The organism is Streptomyces sp. NPDC055955, assembly GCF_042270245.1.
Taxonomy (GTDB): domain Bacteria; phylum Actinomycetota; class Actinomycetes; order Streptomycetales; family Streptomycetaceae; genus Streptomyces.
In genome coordinates this window covers 173,866-192,602 of sequence record NZ_JBHJYS010000017.1, presented here as the reverse complement: position 1 = coordinate 192,602, position 18,737 = coordinate 173,866, and the positions used below count along the sequence as shown (strand labels likewise).

Genomic DNA, 18,737 nt, shown 5'->3' with positions numbered 1-18,737 from the left:
ACCCCCCCCCTCCCCCGCCCCGGGCGTTGCGGGGGGGGTGTCTTCACCCCCCCCCTGTCACCTGCCCTAACCGCGCGGGGGGCCCGCCAACACACCCCCCCCCCCCCCACGGCACTTTTGTGCTCCGCACCCGGCGGGTAAGGTTAGGTTAGCCTCACCGTTCATTGGGGCGGGAGCAAGGAACCGGTCCTGATCGCTGGGAGGTGAACCACGTGTACGTCTGCAGCTGCTTCGGTGTGACCGAGGACCAGGTCAAGAAGCACGTGGACGGCGGTGCCTGCACCCCCCGCCAGATAGCGTCGGCCTGCAAGGCCGGTACGGACTGCGGCTCGTGCGTGCGCCGCATTCAGGCGCTGCTCGGCCGTGGGAGCTGCCCGCGCCGCGAGCTGGTCGAGCAGGGCAGGCCCGTCCTGACTGCCGACCCGAACGCCCTCGTGGGCCTTCAGGACGCCGCCTAGGCTCCGCCGCTAGCTGTCCGGCTGCTCGATCTGCTGGGCCAGGTACAGCGCCTCACCGAGACTCTCGATCAGCTCCAGCTGGGTGTCGAGGTAGTCGATGTGGTGCTCCTCGTCCTCCAGGATGTCCTCGAAGATCCGCGCCGACGTCACATCGCCCTTGGCCCGCATGACATCGATGCCGCGCTTGAGGCGGTCGATCGCCTCGACCTCGACCTGACGGTCGGCCTGGAACATCTCCGTGACGGTCTGCCCGACCCGTACGTGGAAGAGCCGCTGGTAGTTCGGCAGGGCATCGAGGAAGAGAATCCGCTCCGTCAGCCGGTCCGCGTGCTTCATCTCGTCGATGGACTCCGCGCGGGTGTACTTCGCGAGCTTGGTCCACCCGTTGTTGTCCTGGATCCGGTAGTGGAGCCAGTACTGGTTGATGGCCGTCAGCTCGCCCGTGAGCTGCTCGTTGAGGAATTCGATGACCTCGGGGTCGCCCTGCATCGCAGAGGCTCCTTCCACGTGGTGGACTCGGCAGATTTCGCGCATCCTCGCACCGGCACCGAAAACCGTCCAGTAAGTGCACGCTTAGTAGGAGTTGCCCTTTTCGGAGGCGGTCGGGCTCTCGCTGGTCACGGCCACTGCCCGGGGTCTGTCAGGATGGAGGCATGGGTCAGCCGGTGGGTCGAGAGTCTGGGGGAGCAGTGCAGTCGGAGCTTCCACCGGGACAGCGTCTCCAGCGGGGCTGGCCGGTCACCCACTACGGCCCGGTTCCCAAGTTCCGCCCCGAACGCTGGGAGTTCAGGGTCTTCGGCGCCACCGCCGACGGGGACAAGCGCTGCTGGACCCACGAGGAGTTCTCCGCTCTGCCGTACGCCACGGTCGTGGCCGATCTGCACTGCGTCACGAAGTTCAGCATGCTCGGCGCGGAGTGGGGCGGTGTGCCCGCCGCGACGATTCTCGAGCTGGCGCCGCCCGCACCCGCCGTCACTCATGTGATGGTCTGGGCCGAGTACGGGTTCAGCGCGAATCTCCGCCTCGAGGACTTCGCCGCCGACCGCACGATCTTCGCCACCCACAAGGACGGCGAACTCCTCACCGCGGAACACGGCTTCCCGCTCCGCCTCGTCGTGCCCCATCTGTACGCCTGGAAGGGCCCGAAGTGGGTCCGCGGCATCGAGTACATGACGGCCGACCGCCGCGGCTTCTGGGAGGAGCGCGGCTATCACAACGTCGGAGATCCCTGGCGGGAGCAGCGCTACTCGTACCAGGAAGAGCCCGGGGACGGCCCCGAGCTCTGAGTCCTGGCCCTCCTGCGCCGGTGCCCGCCGTCAGTGGTGGTACTGGTGCACCACCGCGTGGCCCTTGCCGCGGCCGATCATCCACTTGTTGACCGGCGTGGTCACCACGAAGGCGATGCCCAGTGAGGCCGCGAGCGCGCCCCAGAACAGGCCGTCCGACAGGTGGGCGTCCATCGCGCTCGGCCACAGCGCGATCACGCCGTTGTCGATCAGCTCCATGACGGCGATGGACAGGGTGTCCGCGGCGAGCGCGACCCGGAACGCGGCCTTGAAGCCGACGCCGGCGTTCAGGACGCTGCGCAGCGTGAGCGAGTAGCCGAAGAAGAAGGCGAGCACGATCGCCAGGACCATCGTCGGCGCGTTGCCCCAGCCGAACGCCGTGCCGATCACCATGCCGAGGACCTCGCCGATGGCGCATCCCGTGAGGCAGTGGAGGGTCGCCTGCGCGGCCATCGACCAGCTGACCTTGCCGAGGCCGTGCCCGGCGTGGGGGTGGCCGGTGGGCCCGTGCTGCTCGTGATCTGTGTGATGGCTGTGCCGCTCGTCGTGCTCGTGCTGCTCGTGTCCGGCGTGCGTCTCGTGCTGCATGAGGTCCCCCAACGTCAGAGTACGGTTCCTGTCGCCGACAAGAACCGTATACCCCATGGGGGTATTCCTCAAGTGATCCCTCAGCCCTTCCGCAGCTCCTTCAGACGGGCCACGTCGGTCGCGTGGCCCACCTTGCCGCCGGGCGTCTCGATGATCAGCGGCACGTTCTCGGTCGCCGGGTGGGCCATCAGCGCGCGGAACGGCTCGGCGCCGATGTGGCCGGAGCCGATGTTCTCGTGGCGGTCCTTGTGCGCCCCGGCGACGTCCTTGGAGTCGTTGGCGTGGATCAGCCTGAGGCGGCCCTCGCCCACGGTGTCCACCAGCAGGTCCAGGGTCCGGTTCATGCCGGCGGGGCCCGTCAGGTCGTGGCCCGCCGCGAAGATGTGGCACGTGTCCAGACAGACACCCAGCTTGGGATGCGCGTCGAGCGCGTCGAAGTACGGCCCGAAGTCCCAGGTCCGCGAGCACAGCGAAGAGCCCTGGCCCGCCGTCGACTCCAGGAGCAGGTACGGGTCGTCGTCATGGGTCAGCTCGTCGAGGAGCGGCAGCATCCGCTCACGCACCTGTGCGAGTGCCACCTCACGCCCACGGCCGCCGGTCGCCGACCCCGTGTGCACGACGACGCCGAGCGCGCCTATCTCGCGGGCCCGGCGCAGCGAGTGCCGCAGCGACTCCACGGACTTGTCCACCGTCGCCTCGGTGTGCGAGCCGAAGTTGATCAGGTAGGGCGCGTGGACGTACGCCGGGATGTCCTCGGCGGCGCAGGCCGCGCGGAACGCCTCGTCCTGCTTCGGATTGCCGGGCGGCGTCGCCCAGCCGCGCGGGTTGGCGACGAAGACCTGGACGGTCTCGGCGCCGAGCTCGCGCGCGTACGAAAGCCCTACGGAGGCCAGGCCGCCCGCGACGGGGACATGGCCGCCGACCGGGTTACGGGATGCGGTGTCGGTGCTGCTCACCCGTCAAGGGTGGCACGCGCGCCCGGCCGTCCCGTCAGCGGATCTGGATGGTGATCGTCGACCCCTTCGGGGCCTTGTCGCCGCCCTCCACCGACTGCTTCTTCACGGTGTCGCCGAAAATGCCGAGCAGGCCGCGGTCGTCCTCGACGTCGAAGCCGCGGGCCTCGAGCTTCTGGTGGGCGTCGTCGACGCTCATGCCCACGACGTCGGGGACCTCGACCATGACCGGGCCCTTGGAGATCGTCAGGGTGACCGTGTCCCCCTCGCCGAGCCGCTTGCCCTCGACGGGGGACTGCCGGGCGACGCTGCCCTTGTCCGCGTCCGAGTACACCCGCGCCGTCGCGATCTCGGCCTTCAGACCCACGTCCTGCAGATCGGCGATGGCGTCCTCCTCGGACTCGCCCGTCACGTCCGGGACGTCCACCGCGCTGCCCCTGCTGACCACGAGCGCGATGGCCGAACCGGTCCGGCGCGTGGTGCCCGACTCCGGGTCCGTGGCGATCACCGCCCCCTTGGCAACGCCGTCGTCGAACTCCTTGGTGACCATGCCGGGCTCCAGACCCGCGTCCTTCAGCCGGCGCTCCGCCCGGCCGAGGGGCGTGCCCTGGAGGTCGGGGACCTTCACGGTCTCCGGTCCCAGGGACATCGTCAGATCCACCGCCCCGTGGTCCCGGATGCGGGCGCCCACCTCGGGGTCGCTGGCGAGCACGGTGTCGCGCTTCACGGTGTCGCTGTACGCGTGCTTGACGTGCCCGAGCTCGAGACCTGCCTCGCCGAGCCGCGCCTCGGCCTGCGTCTGCGTCTTCGCGAGCAGCGGCGGGACCTGCGTGAACTGGCCCGAGTTGATGTACCAGACTCCCGCACCGAGGCCGAGGGCCAGCAGCACGGCCGCGACGGCCGCGAGCACACCGCGCCGCGGACGACGCCTCCGGGAAGGGGCGGGCGGCGGGGGCGGCGTCTCGAAGCGGCTCGTGCGGTCGAGCTCCGCCTGCGGGTCCTGGTCGTCGGCGGGCAGCGGGAGCTGTACGCCCCTGGTCCGCAGCGCCGACGGGATCACGCTCGTGCGGTCGTCGGAGATGTCACGGTCCCCGAGGTCCTCGGGGCGTGCGGCCGGCGGCACCGCGTCGAGCTGCGCGTCCGTGAGGACGGCCCGGGCCGACCTGACCCGGGCGAGCAGCGCCACGGCGTCGTACGGCCTGAGGTCGGGCGTGCGCGCGGTCGCCGAGGCGACGAGCTCGTCCAGCTCCGCGGGCAGGCCGGGAACGGACGCGGACGGGGGCGGCACGTCCTCGTTCAGGTGCTGGTAGAGGACCTGGGCGGGGGAGTCGCCCGAGCGCGGCTTGGCGCCCGTGAGCATCTCGTAGAGCACCACCCCGCACGCGTACACGTCGACGCGGGGGTCCGCGGTGCCGGACTCAATCTGCTCGGGGGCGAGGTAGGAGACGGTGCCGAGGACGGCGCCCGTCGTGTTCGTGACCGTGTTCACAGCCCGTACGAGGCCGAAGTCCGCCACCTTCACGCGGCCGTCGTCCCCTATGAGGACGTTCTCCGGCTTCATGTCGCGGTGCACGAACCCCGCGCGGTGCGCGGCGCCGAGCGCGGCGAGGACCGGCTCCAGGATGTCGAGCGCGGCGCGCGGCCGCAGTGCCCCGCGGTCCCTCAGGACGTCCCGCAGGGTGCAGCCCGCGACGTACTCCATCGCCAGATAGACGTACTGGCCGTCGGCGCCCTGGTCGAAGACCCCGACCACGTTCGGGTGGGAGAGCCGGGCGACGGACTTGGCCTCGCGGATGAAGCGCTCGACGAACGAGGCGTCGGCGGCGAGGGCCGGGTGCATCACCTTGAGCGCGAGCACGCGGTCCAGGCGGGTGTCCACGGCCCTGTAGACCGTGGCCATCCCGCCGACCGCGATGCGTGCGTCGACGCGGTACCGGCCGTCGAGCACCTGCCCGACGAGAGGGTCCTGAAGGGTCGTGTCCACGCAGGTGAGTGTACGAGCCGCCGCCGACACCCGGCTCCGCGAGCGGCCGTACTGCAGCAGAGCTGTGACCGGGCTGTACGCCCCTCAGAACGCGGGCCGCTCCGGGTCCAGCCTGGCCATCCCGGACACGGGCGACGAGGCCTCGGCGAAGTGCCTGCGGGGGATACGGCCCGCCCGGAACGCCAGCCGCCCCGCCTCGACCGCGTGCCGCATGCCCTGCGCCATCAAGGCCGGCTCCTGTGCGCGGGTGACCGCTGAGGCGAGCATCACACCGGCGCACCCCAGCTCCATCGCGAGCGCCGCGTCGGACGCCGTCCCGGCGCCCGCGTCCAGGATCACCGGCACGCCCGCGTGCTCGGTGATCAGCTGGAAGTTGTGCGGGTTGCGGATGCCGAGCCCGGAGCCGATGGGGGAGCCGAGCGGCATGACCGCGGCACAGCCCACGTCCTCCAGCTTCCGCGCGAGCACCGGGTCGTCGTTCGTGTACGGCAGCACGGTGAAGCCGTCGTCGACGAGGATCTCCGCCGCGTCCAGGAGCTCGATCGGGTCGGGCAGTAGGGTGCGCTCGTCCGCGATGACCTCCAGCTTGACCAGGTCCGTGCCGAGCGCCTCGCGCGCGAGGCGGGCGGTCAGGACGGCCTCACCGGCGGTGAAGCAGCCCGCCGTGTTCGGCAGTACCTGGATCCCCAGCTTCTCCAGGACGGAGAGCACGGACCCCTGCACACTCGCGTCCACGCGCCGCATCGCGACGGTCGTCAGCTCCGTGCCGGACGCGACGAGGGAGCGTTCGAGGACGTCGAGGCTGGGCGCCCCGCCCGTGCCCATGATCAGCCGGGACGAGAACGACGTACCGCCGATGACCAAGGAGTCGTCAGCCATGGGTTCAGCCTCCCTGGACCGCGGTGAGGACCTCGACACGGTCCCCGTCCGTGAGTGCGGTGACGGCCCACCGGGTGCGCGGGACGACGGTTTCGTTGAGTGCGGCGGCGACCCCGGACGGCGCGCTGGTCAGCGTGGAGACGAGGGCGTCGAGCGTGGTGCCCGGGGCGACCTGGCGGCCCTCCCCGTTCACGGATACGTGGGTGACGGACACGGTCATACGGACTGCTCCACAGAGACGGGTGCGGGGACGGCGTCGAAGCGCCGCGGGGTGAAGGGGCGGGCCACTTCGGGGAGTTCGCCGGTGGCGAGCACGTGGGCCATGGCGTCGCCGGTGACCGGCGTGAGCAGCACGCCGTTGCGGTAGTGGCCGGTGGCGAGCAGCAGGCCCGGCAGTGCGGTCGGGCCGAGGATCGGGGCGTTGTCGGGGGAGCCGGGGCGCAGGCCCGCGCGGGTCTCCGTGAGCGGCAGCTCCGTGATGCCGGGCACCAGCTCGTGGGCGTCACGCAGCAGCTCGTAGACGCCGCCCGCGGTGACCGTCGTGTCCCAGCCGAGCTCCTCGCTGGTGGCCCCGACGACGAGCTCGCCGTTGACCCGGGGCACCAGGTAGAGGTTGCCGCCGCGCACGACGGCGCGCACGGTGCGGCTCAGGAACGGCGCGTACACCTTCGGCACGGTCAGGCGCAGTACCTGTCCCTTCACCGGGCGCACCGGCGGCAGTACGTCGTCCGGGACCCCGGCGAGCCTGCCGCTGAGGCTGCCGCCGGCGAGGACGACCCGGTCCGCGTCGAGCACGGTGCCGTCGGCGAGGACCACGCCGCGCGCGCCCTCGCGGACGACTGTCAGCCGCTTGGCCCACTGCCGGTGGAACCGCACCCCGGCCAGCTCGCAGGCCGCCACAAGGGCCTTCGCGAGGCGTCTCGGATCGATCTGGTGGTCACCGTCGACGCGCAGGCCGCCCCGCACGGACGGGGCCAGCATCGGTTCGAGGCGCCGGCACTCACGGCCCGACAGCCACTCCGAGTCCAGGCCCGACTTGTGCTGGAGGGCGTGCAGTTCCCGCAGGTGCGCGCGGTCGTCCGAGTCGAGCGCCACGGCGAGGGTGCCGCACGCGCGGTAACCGAGGTCGAGCCCGGTGGCCTCGGAGAGCTCGGCCGCGAACGCCGGATAGCGGCGCGCGGACTCGACGTTGAGGCCGAGGAGGGTCTGTTCGGTCTCTCCGTAGTGCAGTTCGGTGACGGCGGCGAGCATCCCGGCCGCCACCTGGGCGGCCCCGCCGCCCGGTTCGGGGTCCACGACCGCGGTGCGCAGCCCGCGCTGCGCGGCCCGCCACGCGGTGACGAGACCGATGATCCCGCCGCCCACGACCAGGACGTCGGAGCCTTCAGAAGTACGCGACATGGGCGTCCAGCCCCTCCCTTCGCCGGCATGACCCGGATCAGGTTCGTACGGTCGGAGGCCGTCCCAGCCTCCCTCTCAGCCCGGTACGTCCGGGCTCCCGCGAGTGCTTTACGGTGGCCACCCTAACCCCCTGACCCACTGCACCGACGCCCAGTAAGGGAGCCCCCGCGCATGGCCCGCTCGCTCGACGGACTCGTTCTCGCCCCGGTCGCCGACCAGGCGCCAGGTCAGGTGGGTACGCAGACGCGGTTCGCCTACCACGAGGAGGACGGCCGGATCTGGGCCGAGTACGCGGGCGGGGACGTGGTGCGCGGCCACCTCGTGGGCACCCGCGAGGGTGACCGGATCGACTTCAGGTACGTACAGCTGAAGACGGACGAGACGACCTCCTCCGGGCACTGTGTCTCGCTCGTCGTGGACCTTCCCGACGGGCGGGTGCGGCTGGACGAGACGTGGGAGTGGGAGTCGCAGGCGGGCAGCGGGACGAGCGTCGTCGAAGAGGTCCCCGGCGCCTGACGGCGCGGGCGGCCGCGGCGGTCAAACCGGCGGCCGGTGTGGAAGACGTCACGGGACCGGAGTGACGCGGCCCGCTGACTGACTGAACGTCAGGTGCATATGGTGATCCGGTGAGCGAGCAGACCCAGAACCAGGCAGGGCGGCACGTCGTCATCGTCGGCGCCGGGATGGCGGGGGTCCAGACCGCCGTGGCCCTGCGCGAACAGGGCTTCACCGGCGCCGTCACGCTGATCGGCGCCGAACCCCACCAGCCGTACGACCGGCCCCCGCTGTCCAAGGCCGTCCTGCTCGGCAAGGCCGAGGGGTCCGCCTTCGACGTCGACTTCGAAGCACTCGACATCACGCTCGAACTGGGCCGCGAGGTCACCGGCGTACGCCCCGCCGAACACACCCTCGACACCGCCACCGGACCCGCCCCCTACGACGTCCTCGTCCTCGCGACCGGCGCCGAGCCCATCAGGCTGCCCGGCACGGAGGACATCCCCGGAGTCCATCTGCTGCGCACGCTCGACGACGCCGAACGTCTGCGCCCCGTCCTCGCCGCGCAGCGCGACATCGTCGTCGTGGGAGCGGGCTGGATCGGCGCCGAGTTCGCCACCGCGGCCCGCGAGGCGGGATGCGCGGTCACCGTCGTCGAGGCGGCCGAGCGGCCGCTCGCCGGGGCGCTGCCCGAGGAGGTCGCCGCCCCCATGGCCGCCTGGTACGCGGACGCCGGGGCGGAACTGCGCACCCACGCGCGCGTGGAGCACGTCGAACCGGGCGCCGTCCTTCTCGACGACGGCACCCGGGTGCCCGCCGGCGCCGTCGTCGTCGGCATCGGGGCCCGCCCCGCCACCGGCTGGCTCACCGGCTCCGGCATCACGCTCGGCGCCCACCGCGAGGTCGTGGCGGACGACCGCCTGCGCACCTCCGAGCCCGATGTGTACGCGGTGGGTGACTGCTCGTCCTTCCCTTCGGGACGGTACGGCGAGCGCCTGATGGTCCACCACTGGGACAACGCGCTCCAGGGCCCCCGCACGGTCGCCGCCAACATCATCGGCGACACCCCGGCGACGTACGACCCGGTGCCGTACTTCTGGTCGGAGCAGTTCGGCCGCTTCGTCCAGTACGCCGGGCATCACGCGGCCGCCGACACCACCGTGTGGCGCGGCGACCCGCAGGGCGCCTCCTGGAGCGTGTGCTGGCTGCGCGAGAGCCGTCTCGTCGGCGTCCTCGCCGTGGGCCGCCCGCGCGACCTGGCGCAGGGACGCAAGCTCATCGAGTCCGGCGCCCCGCTGGATCCGCAGGTCATCAGCGACCCGGCCCGTCCCCTGAAGGCCGCAGTCGTGTGACCGCCCCGCGCGGGCGGGGGTCCTTTTGCGCGGCCGCGTTTCCCACTGTCAGTCCGGGATGGCAGGCTTGTCCTGTGACCGAGATTGACGCAAAGATCGATGCTCTCGTCCCCGAGTGGCTCACCCTCCCCGACATCGCCGAGCGGTTCGGCGTGGAGGTGACGCGTGTGCGGCAGCTGGTGAAGGAAGGCCAGGTGATCGCCGTACGCCGCGGTGAGAACAGGGCGCTGCACGTGCCCGCCGCCTTCATCGACGGCGACAAGGTCGTCAAGGGCCTCACCGGGACGCTGACCCTGCTCAGGGACGACGGCTTCAACGACGAAGAGATGCTCGAGTGGCTCTTCACCCCCGATCCGACCCTGCCGGGCACCCCCGCGCAGGCGCTGAGCGAGAATCGCGGGACGGAGGTGAAGCGCCGCGCCCAGGCGCTCGCCGTCTGACCTGACAACCGTCCGGCGTGGGGGGGGCGCGCCCCCCCCCCCCCCCCCCCCCCCCCCCCGGGGGGGGGGCCCCCCGGGCCGGGGCCGCCCCCCCGCCCGCCCCCGGCCCCCCCCCGGGGGGGGGCGCCGCTCGCCGGGGGGCCGGGGGGGCCCGCCCCGCCCCCCGCCGCGCGCCTCGCCCCCCCCCCCCCGCGGGGGGGGGGGCCCCCCCCCCCCGCCCCCCCCACGCCACCGACCACGGGGGGACTCACCCATGGCCATGGCCGCCACGCAGCGCGCCCAGCTCGCCGACGCCCGGCTGTACCTGTGCACGGACGCCCGCAAGCGCCAGGGCGACCTCCCCGAGTTCCTCGACGCCGTTCTGGCGAACGGCGTGGACATCGTTCAGCTGCGCGACAAGGGCATGGAGGCGGGCGAGGAGCTGGAGCACCTGGCCGTCCTCGCCGACGCCGCCGCCCGCCACGGCAAGCTGTTCGCGGTCAACGACCGGGCGGACGTCGCCCACGCCGCCGGCGCCGATGTCCTGCACCTGGGCCAGGGCGACCTGCCGGTCGCGGCCGCCCGCGCCATCCTCGGCGAGGACGTCCTGATCGGCCGCTCCACGCACGCAGACACGGAGGCCGCCGCGGCCGCCGTCCAGGACGGCGTGGACTATTTCTGCACCGGCCCCTGCTGGCCGACGCCCACCAAGCCCGGCCGGTACGCGCCCGGCCTCGACCTGGTGCGTCACACGGCCTCGCTCGGCACGGACCGCCCCTGGTTCGCGATCGGCGGCATCGACGCGGGGAACCTGGACGAGGTGCTCGAAGCCGGCGCCCGCCGCGTCGTCGTCGTCCGTGCCATCACCGAGGCGGACGACCCGGGCGCGGCGGCGGCCGACCTCGCGAAGCGGCTGCGTACGGCCTGACCCGCCCGGACACGCTCCGCCAAGACGTGTGTCCGCAGGGTGGACGGGGATTAGGGACAGGGCGCTCCCGTGGCTAACCTGCCCATATGGCCCTTGGCACCGCTTCCACCAGGACTGATCGCGCACGCACCGTGCGCGACATGCTCGCGACCGGCAAGACGACCTTCTCGTTCGAGTTCTCGGCGCCGAAGACCCCGAAGGGTGAGCGGAACCTCTGGAACGCGCTGCGCCGGGTCGAGGCCGTCGCGCCCGACTTCGTCTCCGTGACGTACGGGGCCGGCGGTTCCACCCGCGCCGGCACGGTCCGCGAGACGGAGCAGATCGTCGCCGACACGACCCTGACCCCGGTCGCCCACCTCACGGCCGTCGACCACTCCGTGGCCGAGCTGCGCAACATCATCGGCCAGTACGCGGACGCCGGCATCAGGAACATCCTCGCCGTGCGCGGAGATCCGCCCGGCGACCCCATGGCCGACTGGGTCGCGCACCCCGAGGGTCTGACCTACGCCGCCGAACTGGTCCGGCTCATCAAGGAGTCGGGCGACTTCTGCGTCGGCGTCGCCGCCTTCCCCGCGATGCACCCGCGCTCCGAGGACTGGGACTCCGACGTGCGCCACTTCGTGGACAAGTGCCGGGCGGGCGCGGATTACGCGATCACCCAGATGTTCTTCTACCCGGAGGAATATCTGCGGCTGCGCGACCGGGTCGCGGCGGCGGGTTGCGACACCCCCGTCATCCCGGAGATCATGCCGGTCACGAGCGTGCGCATGCTGGAGCGGCTGCCGCAGCTCAGCAACGCCACGTTTCCGCCCGCCCTGAAAGAGCGCATCCTCACAGCCAAAGACGATCCGGCGGCTGTACGCTCCATTGGCATCGAGTTCGCGACGGAGTTCTGCGCGAAGCTGTTGGACGAGGGCGTTCCGGGTCTGCACTTCATCACGCTCAACAACTCCACGGCGACACTGGAGATCTACGAGAATCTGGGCCTGCACGACCAGCGGGCCTGACCCGGCCGTGTTCCACCAGGGGCGGCGGCCGTACGAGAGGGGCGTACATGGGCTGGACGGTCCTCTACATCGCGTTCGGAATCGTCGCGTTGTGGCTGCTCGGTGAGGTACTGCTCCAGTACAAGGCGCGGCTGCGCTACCGGCTGCTCGCCTTCGTCGGGTTCCTCGGTGTCGTCCTCGGTGTGCTGATCCCGTCGGTGATCGTCATCGGGATCGGCGCCATCACGTTCGCCGTCGGCCAGACGTACGTGACGCTGTCGTTCCGCAGGGGTTTCTCCACGGGCTGGGCGCTCGGCGGGAACCCCGGCGCGAGCAAGCGGCGCAAGATCAAGGAGCCGGTCCACCAGGACCCGACCCTGGAGGTCTCCGACCTCGAGTACGAGTCCGACGCCCCGGAACCCGAGTCCGCGGCCGAGGTGACGTCGGTCTACGCGCCGGAGCCGATGCCCGACGACACCGGCCAGTACGGCGTCTACACCCCGGCCGCCGCGCAGACGGACTCCGCCGCGCAGGGCTACGGCTACGACGCGTACGCGGGCTACGACCAGCAGCAGTACGGCTACGACAACGGCCAGCAGCAGTACGCCGCCTACTCCGACCCGTACATCGGGACGCAGACCTACCCGGCGCAGCCCCAGTACGACGACGCGTACGGCACGGGACAGCAGTACGGCGACCCGTACGCGGCGGGCGGCTACGGCATGGAGACGCCGCCCGGCGGGGTCTGGGTGCCCCAGCAGCGCACCGGCGACGACCAGCACCAGCAGTACGGCGGCGAACTGCCCCCGGAGCAGCCCTACCCGTACGAGCAGAGCGGCCACGGCGGCTACGACGGCGGCTCCGGCTACGACGAGCAGCAGCAGTACCGCTACTGAATCCGGCGGGCGCCGCCCGTCACTGCGAGCCGCGGAAGTCCGGGCCCTCCACGATCAGCCCGGCCGCCAGCGCGCCCGACATCCCCGCGTGCGGCAGCCCGCCGCCCGGGTGCGACCAGCCGCCGACGGCGAACAGGCCCGCGACGAGTGTGCTGTTCGACGGGTGCAGGAGCCGGCCGGAGGCCGCGGCCAGAGCCGGCGCGGGCACCGAACCGCCGTCCGCGCCCGTGGACTCGGCGACATCCGACGGGGTGCGGACCTCGTGCCACAGCAGACGGTCACGCAGCCCGGGGACCGCCCGCCCGGCCGCGTCCAGGACCCGCTCCACGTCCGCGTCCGTCACGCGTGCGCCGCGCGCCACCGTGACCACCAGGGTCACCGCCTCGTGCTCCGGGTCCGGCACCGTCGAGGCGTCGTCGGGACGCAGCACCGTGACCGTGGGCCGCTCCGCCACGGCCGTGCCTTCGCCGAACAGCGAGGCCAGCTCGGCCTCCCGGTCCGCGGCGTGCACGACCGTCCGGTGCGGGGCGCCGCCGGGACGCGCGCCGCGCAGCGCCAGGAACACCGTCAGCCTGCTCGGCAGCGCCGACTGCGGCGCCACCGAGTCCTCGGCCCTGAGCGCCCGTCCCGGCAGCAGCTCGTCGAGGACGCCTGGTGCCACACCGGCGACCACGAAGTCGGCCTCCACGAACCGGCCTTCGGCCAGCTCCACGCCCGCCGCCCGGCCGTCCTTCTCCACGATCCGCGCCACCGGCGCGTCGAACTCGAACTCGACCTTCCGCTCAAGACAGCGCTCGTACACGGCCCGCGCCAGCTCCCGCATCCCGCCGCGCACCGCCCAGGTGCCGAAGGTCTGCTCCATGTACGGCAGCACGGCCGCGCTCGCCGGGGCCGTACGCGGATCGAGGCCGGACGCGAGCGCGTACTGCTCGAGGAGCGCGACGAGCCGTGGATCCCCGCCCAGCTCCAGAGCGCCGACCTCGGAGAGCGTCGTCGCCGACAGGTCCTTGCGCAGCATCCGGCGCCGGACCACCGCGGGGTACGGCTCGCGGTCCGCGAGGATCCGCCAGTTCGGCCACAGCGGTTCTTCGAGCAGCGGGCGCCGACTGCGGTCCCATGCCTCACGCGCGCGGTTCATGAACGCCGACCAGTGCGCGCCCGAGCCCTCGCCGAGCGCCGCGTCCAGGGCGTCGGCGATGCCCGCGCGGCGCGCGTTCGGCAGGTCCACCGCCGTGCCGTCCGCGAAGACATGCCGCACGGCGGGCTCCACCTGGGTCAGCTCGACCGCGTCCTCCAGCGGTCGTCTGCCCGTCTTGATGAACAAGTCCCGGTAGACCGCGGGCAGTTGGAGCAGTCCCGGGCCCGTGTCGAACGAGAAGCCGTCCCGGGCGAAGCCGCCGAGCGCCCCGCCGTACGTAGACGTCCGCTCGTACACCGCCACCCGGTGGCCTGCCACGGCCAGCCGGGCAGCGGCCGCCATCGCGCCCATCCCGGCGCCGATCACCGCAATCCGTGCCATGACGGCGACTTTATCCGCCCCCGCCGACACCCTTGCCGACAGCCCGGCCGGGCTGCGGATCAGCCCGGCGGCGCCCCGGTCCGGTGGGCGATGCGCCTCTCCTCGCGCCGCTGCGCCCGGCGCCGCAGGAAGCGCCGGATCCGCGAGATCAGGAAGTACAGCATGAGCAGCCCGAGGAGGAGCAGCACGGCGGCGATGATCGCGGCGGCTTCCGGGTGGAACATGGCGAACGTGACGATTCCGGCGACTCCGAGGTCCTCGGCCGAGCTCACCGCGATGTTGCTGAACGGCTCGGGCGAGGTGTTGATCGCCATCCGGGTCCCGGCCTTCACGGCGTGGCTGGCCAGCGCCGTCGACCCGCCGACGGCGCCCGCGGCCAGGTCGGACAGCGACCCGCTCTGGCCGGCGAGCAGGGCGCCGACGACGGCGCCCGCCACCGGCCGGATCACCGTGTGCGCGGTGTCCCAGAGCGAGTCCACGTAAGGGATCTTGTCTGCGACGGCTTCGCACAGGAACAGCACCCCGGCGGCGATGAGCACGTCGGTGCGCTGGAGCGACGCGGGGACTTCGTCGGTCAGTCCCGTCGCGCCGAAGACACCGAGGAGGAGAACCACCGCGTACGCGTTGATCCCGCTCGCCCAGCCGCTGGTGAAGACCAGGGGGAGTACGGACACGGACGAGATCGTAACCAGTCGCGAAGTCCGTTTCCTGGGCCTGAGCGCCCAAGCCTGAGTATCCGTACCTAGTGCGTGAGATGAGTAGCTGCGCGGATGGGGTCCGACCTGCGCGGACGGGAGAGTGGAGGCACGGAAGGGGGCGCGGCGCCGGTACCGCCGACACGGGGCGGCGGAACAGCGCTTCGCCCCCTTGGCCGCTCCTCCCGCCACGGCGGGGGCGAGGCACGGGGGCCCGCACGACCGGCGGGCCCGCGGGGGAGCACGGGGGACGACGGGGGACGCGCCGGTCCGGTGAGGCCTGAGAGTTCGGGCCGCGCCGGACCGGCGCTTCGTCGTCTCCGCTGTGCGTCCGGGGGCGGTCAGCGGCCGCCGGTCACGCGCCCCTGGAGCAGCCGTGACAGCGCCGCGTGGACGTCGTCCAGGGAACGCTCCGGCTGGAAGGCCTGCCAGTCGAGGGCGGCCACGAGGACCATGCCGACCAGTGCGGCCGCCGTCAGCGGGATGTCGATCTCCTCGCTCAGCTCACCGCCCTCGACCGCGTCCCGCAGCACGTCCTCCACGACGGCGACGGCCTCCTGCCGGACCACCGCGAGGGTGGACTGCCAGGCGCGGTTCGTGCGCCACAGCTCGGCCACGTACAGCTGGGTGAAGGCCGGATAGCGGTCGATGAAGACGAGGCCGGCCCGGATCATCGCGTCGAGGGCGTCGATCTTGCTTCCGCCGCTCGCGGCCGTCTTCTCCGCCGCCTCCCGCAGTGAGGCGGTGAGAAGCCCGACCCCGTGCCGGAGCAGCTCCTCGAAGAGGACCGACTTGCTGGCGAAGTTGTAGTAGACCGTGCCCTTCGCGACCCCGGCGCGCTCGGCGATCTCGTCGACCGTGGTGGCCGAGAACCCCTGCTCCGCGATGAGCGTGACCGCGGCCTCGTACAGCTTCTGCCGGGTGGCCTGGCGCCGTGTGCTGCTTTCCATGCCCCTGATTCTCACAGGCGCCGGTGTGGGCGCGCTCACAGGCTGAGTTCGGGGTGCAGCCGGTCGAGTGTCCACACCTGCTTGCCGCGGGCGCTGAGCGCGGTCAGGGCCAGCGCGCCTGCCGTGAACGCGGCGAGCACGGCACACGCCTGCCACACGGGTCCGAGGCCGCCGCCCGAGATCAGTCTGCGCAGCGCCTCGACGACGTAGGTCATCGGCAGGAAGGGGTGGATCGCGTTGAAGAAGCCGGGGCTCGTCTGCACGGGATACGTGCCGCCCGCCGACGTCAACTGGAGCATCAGGAAGGCGAGTACGAGGATCCGCCCCGCCGCTCCGAACCGGGCGTTCAGCCACTGCACGATCGCGGCGAAGCACGCCGTGACGAGGAACAGGAAGCCGACCGTTCCCGCCGCCCGGACCATCTGGAGCCCCAGCGCCCAGTGCAGCACCGACATCAGGGCGGCCACCTGGAGCACCCCGAGCGCCGCCACGGGCAGCCAGCCCGCCAGCGCGATCCGCCAGGCGGAGGCGCCCGCGGCGAGTGCGCGCCGGTTGAGCGGCTGGATCAGCATGTAGGCCACCATCGCGCCGACCCACAGGGACAGCGGGATGAAGTACGGCGCGAATCCGGTGCCGTAGTTGGGCGCCTTGTGCAGGGACTGCGAGGCGAGCTGGACCGGGTCGGACATGACACCGGTGCGCTGGTCGCGGTCCTTCTTGTCGTAGTCGGGGATCTGCCGCACGCCGTCGTGCAGCCCGCCGGCCAGCTGTCCGGAGCCGTCGGCCAGCTGGAACATGCCGCCGTTGAGATCGCTCGCGCCCGTCTTCAGCTTGCCGACGCCCGCGTCGAGGTCCGCCGAGCCCGTCTTCGCCGTGCCGAGCCCGGTGTGCAGCTGCTCGGCGCCCTTGGCGACCTGACCCGCGCCCTTGTTGAGCGCGTTGATCTTGGAGACGGCGGTGGCCACGTCCTGGTCGAGCGTCGGGGCGCGCTTGGCCAGCGCCTCGGACTGCCGCTGCAGCGTGGCGAGATGGCTGTCGAGGGTGTCCAGGTCGCCGTGGTCGTCCTCGATCAGGACGTTCAGGTCGTCGGCGACCTTCGCCACGTCGGCCGCGGCCACCTTGGCCTTCTTCAGGTCGGGGCAGGCCGGGTCGGGCAGCGGCAGCGTCTCGCAGCGCGCCTTGTAGACCCCGTCCAGGACGTCGGATCCCGCGTGCGCGCCCTTGGCGGCCGTCGGCGCCGTCTTCACCAGGACGTCGAGGTTGTGGCGGATGCCCTTCGCGGAGTCGGCGACGAGGCGGGCGGTGTCGCCGATCGCCTTCTTGTTGTCCTTCAGGAACGGCCGCACCTGCCCGGCGACGCCGTTGACCTTGTCGGCGAGGAGCTGGGTGCCGTCGGAGACCTGCTTCGAGCCGGACTCCAGATCCCCCGCGCCCTTGTTCAGCTTCTTGATCCCGCCGGCCAGGTCACCGCTGCCCTTCTTGGCGTCCTTCAGGCCGTCCGCCAGGTCCTTGGACCCCTTCTTCGCCTTGCCGATACCGCCCTTGAGCTGGTCGGCCCCCTTCGCGGCCTTCTTGGTCGCGTCGTGGATGTCGGAGAAGGAGATGAAGATCCGGTCGAGGAAGGAGCGCGACGCGTTGGTGGACGCCGCCGAACGCACCTCGGAGAACACCGTCCGCGAGATCTGCCCGACGATGTAGTTGTTGGCGTCGTTCGTCCGCACCTGAAGGGCGCCGGTCTGCGGGGTGTTCCCCGAACTGGACGCGATGCGCTCGCTGAAGTCCGCGGGCATCGTCAGCGACAGGTAGTACGTCCCGTCCTCGACGCCCTTGCGGGCCTGCGCCGCACTCACCTCGTGCCACTCGAAGGTCTTGCTGTCGCGCAGCCCCTCGGTGATGTCGTCGCCCGCCACGATCTTGTGACCCGAGGCCCGCGCCCCCTTGTCGTCGTTGACGAGCGCGACGGGAATCTTGTCGAGACGCCCGTACGGGTCCCAGAACGACCACAGGTACAGGGCGCCGTACAGCAGAGGCAGCAACAGGAGCGCGGCGAGCGCGGCGCGCGGGAGCTTCCCCCTGCCGAAACGCCTGAGCTCAAGCGCGGCCAGCTTCGGCGAGCGCATCCGCCGTCTCCTTCGTGTTCTTGTCGGACTCGGCCTGCGTGGCCTTCTCGGTGTTCTTGGCGCTCTTGGCGTCCTTGGTGTTCGCGGCGCGCTCGGCCTTCTCGGCGGGGGCCGTCGATACGACGACCGCGTCCTTCGGCGCCTCGCTGCACACCGCCACGACCGTCGTGCCGGACTCCGCGACGGACCTCAACAGGTCCCAGACCTCCGCCCGTTCGGCGTCCGAGAGCTTCAGGTCGGTGTCGTCGACGCCGAGCAGCCGCGGCCGTCCGATCAGCGCGAGGGCCACGGACAGCCGGAGCGCCTCGATCCGCTCCAGGTCGCGCACGGCGGTACGAGTGCCCTTCGGCAGAGATTCCCGGTCGAGGCCCGCGGCGGCCAGCGCGGTGTCGATCCGCAGCCGCGACGCGGCCGCCCGCTCGGCCCGGGGCCGCAGCAGTGCCCGCAGGGAACCGTCGAACCGCCGCTGGAGCAGCGCCCGTTCGCGCAAGTGCTCCTCGACCGTCAGCGCGGGATCGAGGTCGGTGACCCCCGGCACATGGGCGAGAGCGCTGACGCGACGGACGGCGGACAACTGCTTCGGCAGCCGGAAGGGGCCGACGGACGCGGTGCCCTCGGTGGGCCGCATGCGTCCGGTGAGGGCGAGCAGCAGGCAGGTGCGGCCCGACCCGGACGGGCCCTCGACGGCGACGAGCGCCCCGGGCTCCGCGTCGATGTCCACCCCGCGGAACGCCCAGCCGCGCGGGCCCTTGAGCCCGAACTCCTCGACGCTGACAGCGACCGCGTTCGGACCGTCCATGGTCAGGCCCCCATTTTTTTTAAACTGAC

At 72.1% G+C, this 18,737-nt stretch carries 20 protein-coding genes and 1 riboswitch; of the genes, 8 read left to right on the top strand and 12 right to left on the bottom strand.

The genetic code is table 11. The features are described 5' to 3' along the window. Positions 1-203: 203 nt before the first annotated feature. Positions 204-458 carry a bacterioferritin-associated ferredoxin gene (locus ACFC96_RS30445; RefSeq protein ID WP_376258739.1) on the top strand — a complete coding sequence of 85 codons (255 nt, stop codon included), beginning with the start codon at positions 204-206 and terminating at the stop codon, positions 456-458. Between the two features lie 9 nt (positions 459-467). On the opposite strand, the gene bfr is transcribed toward ACFC96_RS30445, so the two are convergent. Beyond that, positions 468-947, bottom strand: a complete 480-nt coding sequence (gene bfr, locus ACFC96_RS30440) for a bacterioferritin (protein ID WP_116502549.1) — start codon at positions 945-947, stop codon at positions 468-470. 164 nt (positions 948-1,111) lie between these two features. Here bfr and ACFC96_RS30435 point away from each other — a divergent pair, with 164 nt between their 5' ends. After that, positions 1,112-1,744 carry a sulfite oxidase-like oxidoreductase gene (locus tag ACFC96_RS30435; RefSeq protein WP_376258737.1) on the top strand — a complete coding sequence of 211 codons (633 nt, stop codon included), beginning with the start codon at positions 1,112-1,114 and terminating at the stop codon, positions 1,742-1,744. 30 nt (positions 1,745-1,774) lie between these two features. Here the strand turns inward: ACFC96_RS30435 and ACFC96_RS30430 are convergent, their stop codons facing one another. From ACFC96_RS30430 to thiO, 6 genes are all read right to left on the bottom strand, one after another. Further along, positions 1,775-2,332 carry a DUF4396 domain-containing protein gene (locus ACFC96_RS30430; protein WP_376615114.1) on the bottom strand — a complete coding sequence of 186 codons (558 nt, stop codon included), beginning with the start codon at positions 2,330-2,332 and terminating at the stop codon, positions 1,775-1,777. An 80-nt stretch (positions 2,333-2,412) separates the two neighbouring features. Further along, positions 2,413-3,288, bottom strand: a complete 876-nt coding sequence (locus ACFC96_RS30425) for a deoxyribonuclease IV (protein WP_376615112.1) — start codon at positions 3,286-3,288, stop codon at positions 2,413-2,415. Positions 3,289-3,322: 34 nt separating this feature from the next. Next, entirely contained in the window at positions 3,323-5,269 is a 1,947-nt protein-coding gene (pknB, locus tag ACFC96_RS30420; RefSeq protein ID WP_376615110.1) for a Stk1 family PASTA domain-containing Ser/Thr kinase, read from the bottom strand. Between the two features lie 84 nt (positions 5,270-5,353). Next, positions 5,354-6,148, bottom strand: coding sequence for a thiazole synthase (locus tag ACFC96_RS30415; protein WP_376615108.1), 795 nt, complete (start codon positions 6,146-6,148; stop codon positions 5,354-5,356). A 4-nt stretch (positions 6,149-6,152) separates the two neighbouring features. Next, positions 6,153-6,368 carry a sulfur carrier protein ThiS gene (gene thiS / locus ACFC96_RS30410; RefSeq protein ID WP_376258726.1) on the bottom strand — a complete coding sequence of 72 codons (216 nt, stop codon included), beginning with the start codon at positions 6,366-6,368 and terminating at the stop codon, positions 6,153-6,155. Then, entirely contained in the window at positions 6,365-7,549 is a 1,185-nt protein-coding gene (gene thiO / locus ACFC96_RS30405; RefSeq protein ID WP_376615106.1) for a glycine oxidase ThiO, read from the bottom strand. The genes thiS and thiO overlap by 4 nt, the downstream gene beginning before the upstream one ends. Further along, positions 7,547-7,660, bottom strand: a riboswitch (TPP riboswitch). It overlaps the preceding gene by 3 nt. A 60-nt stretch (positions 7,661-7,720) precedes the next feature. On the opposite strand from thiO, the gene ACFC96_RS30400 reads away from it, so the two are divergent. From ACFC96_RS30400 to ACFC96_RS30375, 6 genes are all read left to right on the top strand, one after another. Further along, the gene (locus tag ACFC96_RS30400; protein WP_376258722.1) at positions 7,721-8,065 is read left to right on the top strand and encodes a hypothetical protein; all 345 of its coding nucleotides are present in this window, start codon (positions 7,721-7,723) and stop codon (positions 8,063-8,065) included. 110 nt (positions 8,066-8,175) lie between these two features. Continuing rightward, entirely contained in the window at positions 8,176-9,396 is a 1,221-nt protein-coding gene (locus tag ACFC96_RS30395) for an NAD(P)/FAD-dependent oxidoreductase (protein ID WP_376258720.1), read from the top strand. Between the two features lie 74 nt (positions 9,397-9,470). Further along, entirely contained in the window at positions 9,471-9,836 is a 366-nt protein-coding gene (locus ACFC96_RS30390) for an Rv2175c family DNA-binding protein (RefSeq protein WP_376258718.1), read from the top strand. Between the two features lie 259 nt (positions 9,837-10,095). Next, entirely contained in the window at positions 10,096-10,743 is a 648-nt protein-coding gene (gene thiE, locus ACFC96_RS30385) for a thiamine phosphate synthase (protein ID WP_376258940.1), read from the top strand. 86 nt (positions 10,744-10,829) lie between these two features. Next, complete coding sequence (metF, locus tag ACFC96_RS30380; protein ID WP_116502559.1) at positions 10,830-11,750, top strand: methylenetetrahydrofolate reductase [NAD(P)H]; 921 nt, start codon at positions 10,830-10,832, stop codon at positions 11,748-11,750. Between the two features lie 47 nt (positions 11,751-11,797). After that, positions 11,798-12,625, top strand: a complete 828-nt coding sequence (locus tag ACFC96_RS30375) for a hypothetical protein (protein WP_376615104.1) — start codon at positions 11,798-11,800, stop codon at positions 12,623-12,625. Between the two features lie 19 nt (positions 12,626-12,644). Here ACFC96_RS30375 and ACFC96_RS30370 read toward each other — a convergent pair whose 3' ends face one another. From ACFC96_RS30370 to ACFC96_RS30350, 5 genes are all read right to left on the bottom strand, one after another. Next, a complete protein-coding gene (locus ACFC96_RS30370; RefSeq protein WP_376615103.1) occupies positions 12,645-14,144 on the bottom strand; it encodes a phytoene desaturase family protein in 1,500 nt (499 codons plus the stop codon). Between the two features lie 59 nt (positions 14,145-14,203). Beyond that, a complete protein-coding gene (locus ACFC96_RS30365; RefSeq protein ID WP_376258712.1) occupies positions 14,204-14,818 on the bottom strand; it encodes a DUF4126 domain-containing protein in 615 nt (204 codons plus the stop codon). Between the two features lie 362 nt (positions 14,819-15,180). Continuing rightward, complete coding sequence (locus ACFC96_RS30360; RefSeq protein ID WP_376258711.1) at positions 15,181-15,789, bottom strand: TetR/AcrR family transcriptional regulator; 609 nt, start codon at positions 15,787-15,789, stop codon at positions 15,181-15,183. 35 nt (positions 15,790-15,824) lie between these two features. After that, positions 15,825-17,909, bottom strand: coding sequence for a YhgE/Pip family protein (locus tag ACFC96_RS30355; protein WP_376615101.1), 2,085 nt, complete (start codon positions 17,907-17,909; stop codon positions 15,825-15,827). Then, positions 17,881-18,708 carry an ATP-binding cassette domain-containing protein gene (locus tag ACFC96_RS30350; RefSeq protein WP_376615099.1) on the bottom strand — a complete coding sequence of 276 codons (828 nt, stop codon included), beginning with the start codon at positions 18,706-18,708 and terminating at the stop codon, positions 17,881-17,883. The genes ACFC96_RS30355 and ACFC96_RS30350 overlap by 29 nt, the downstream gene beginning before the upstream one ends. Positions 18,709-18,737: the final 29 nt, after the last annotated feature.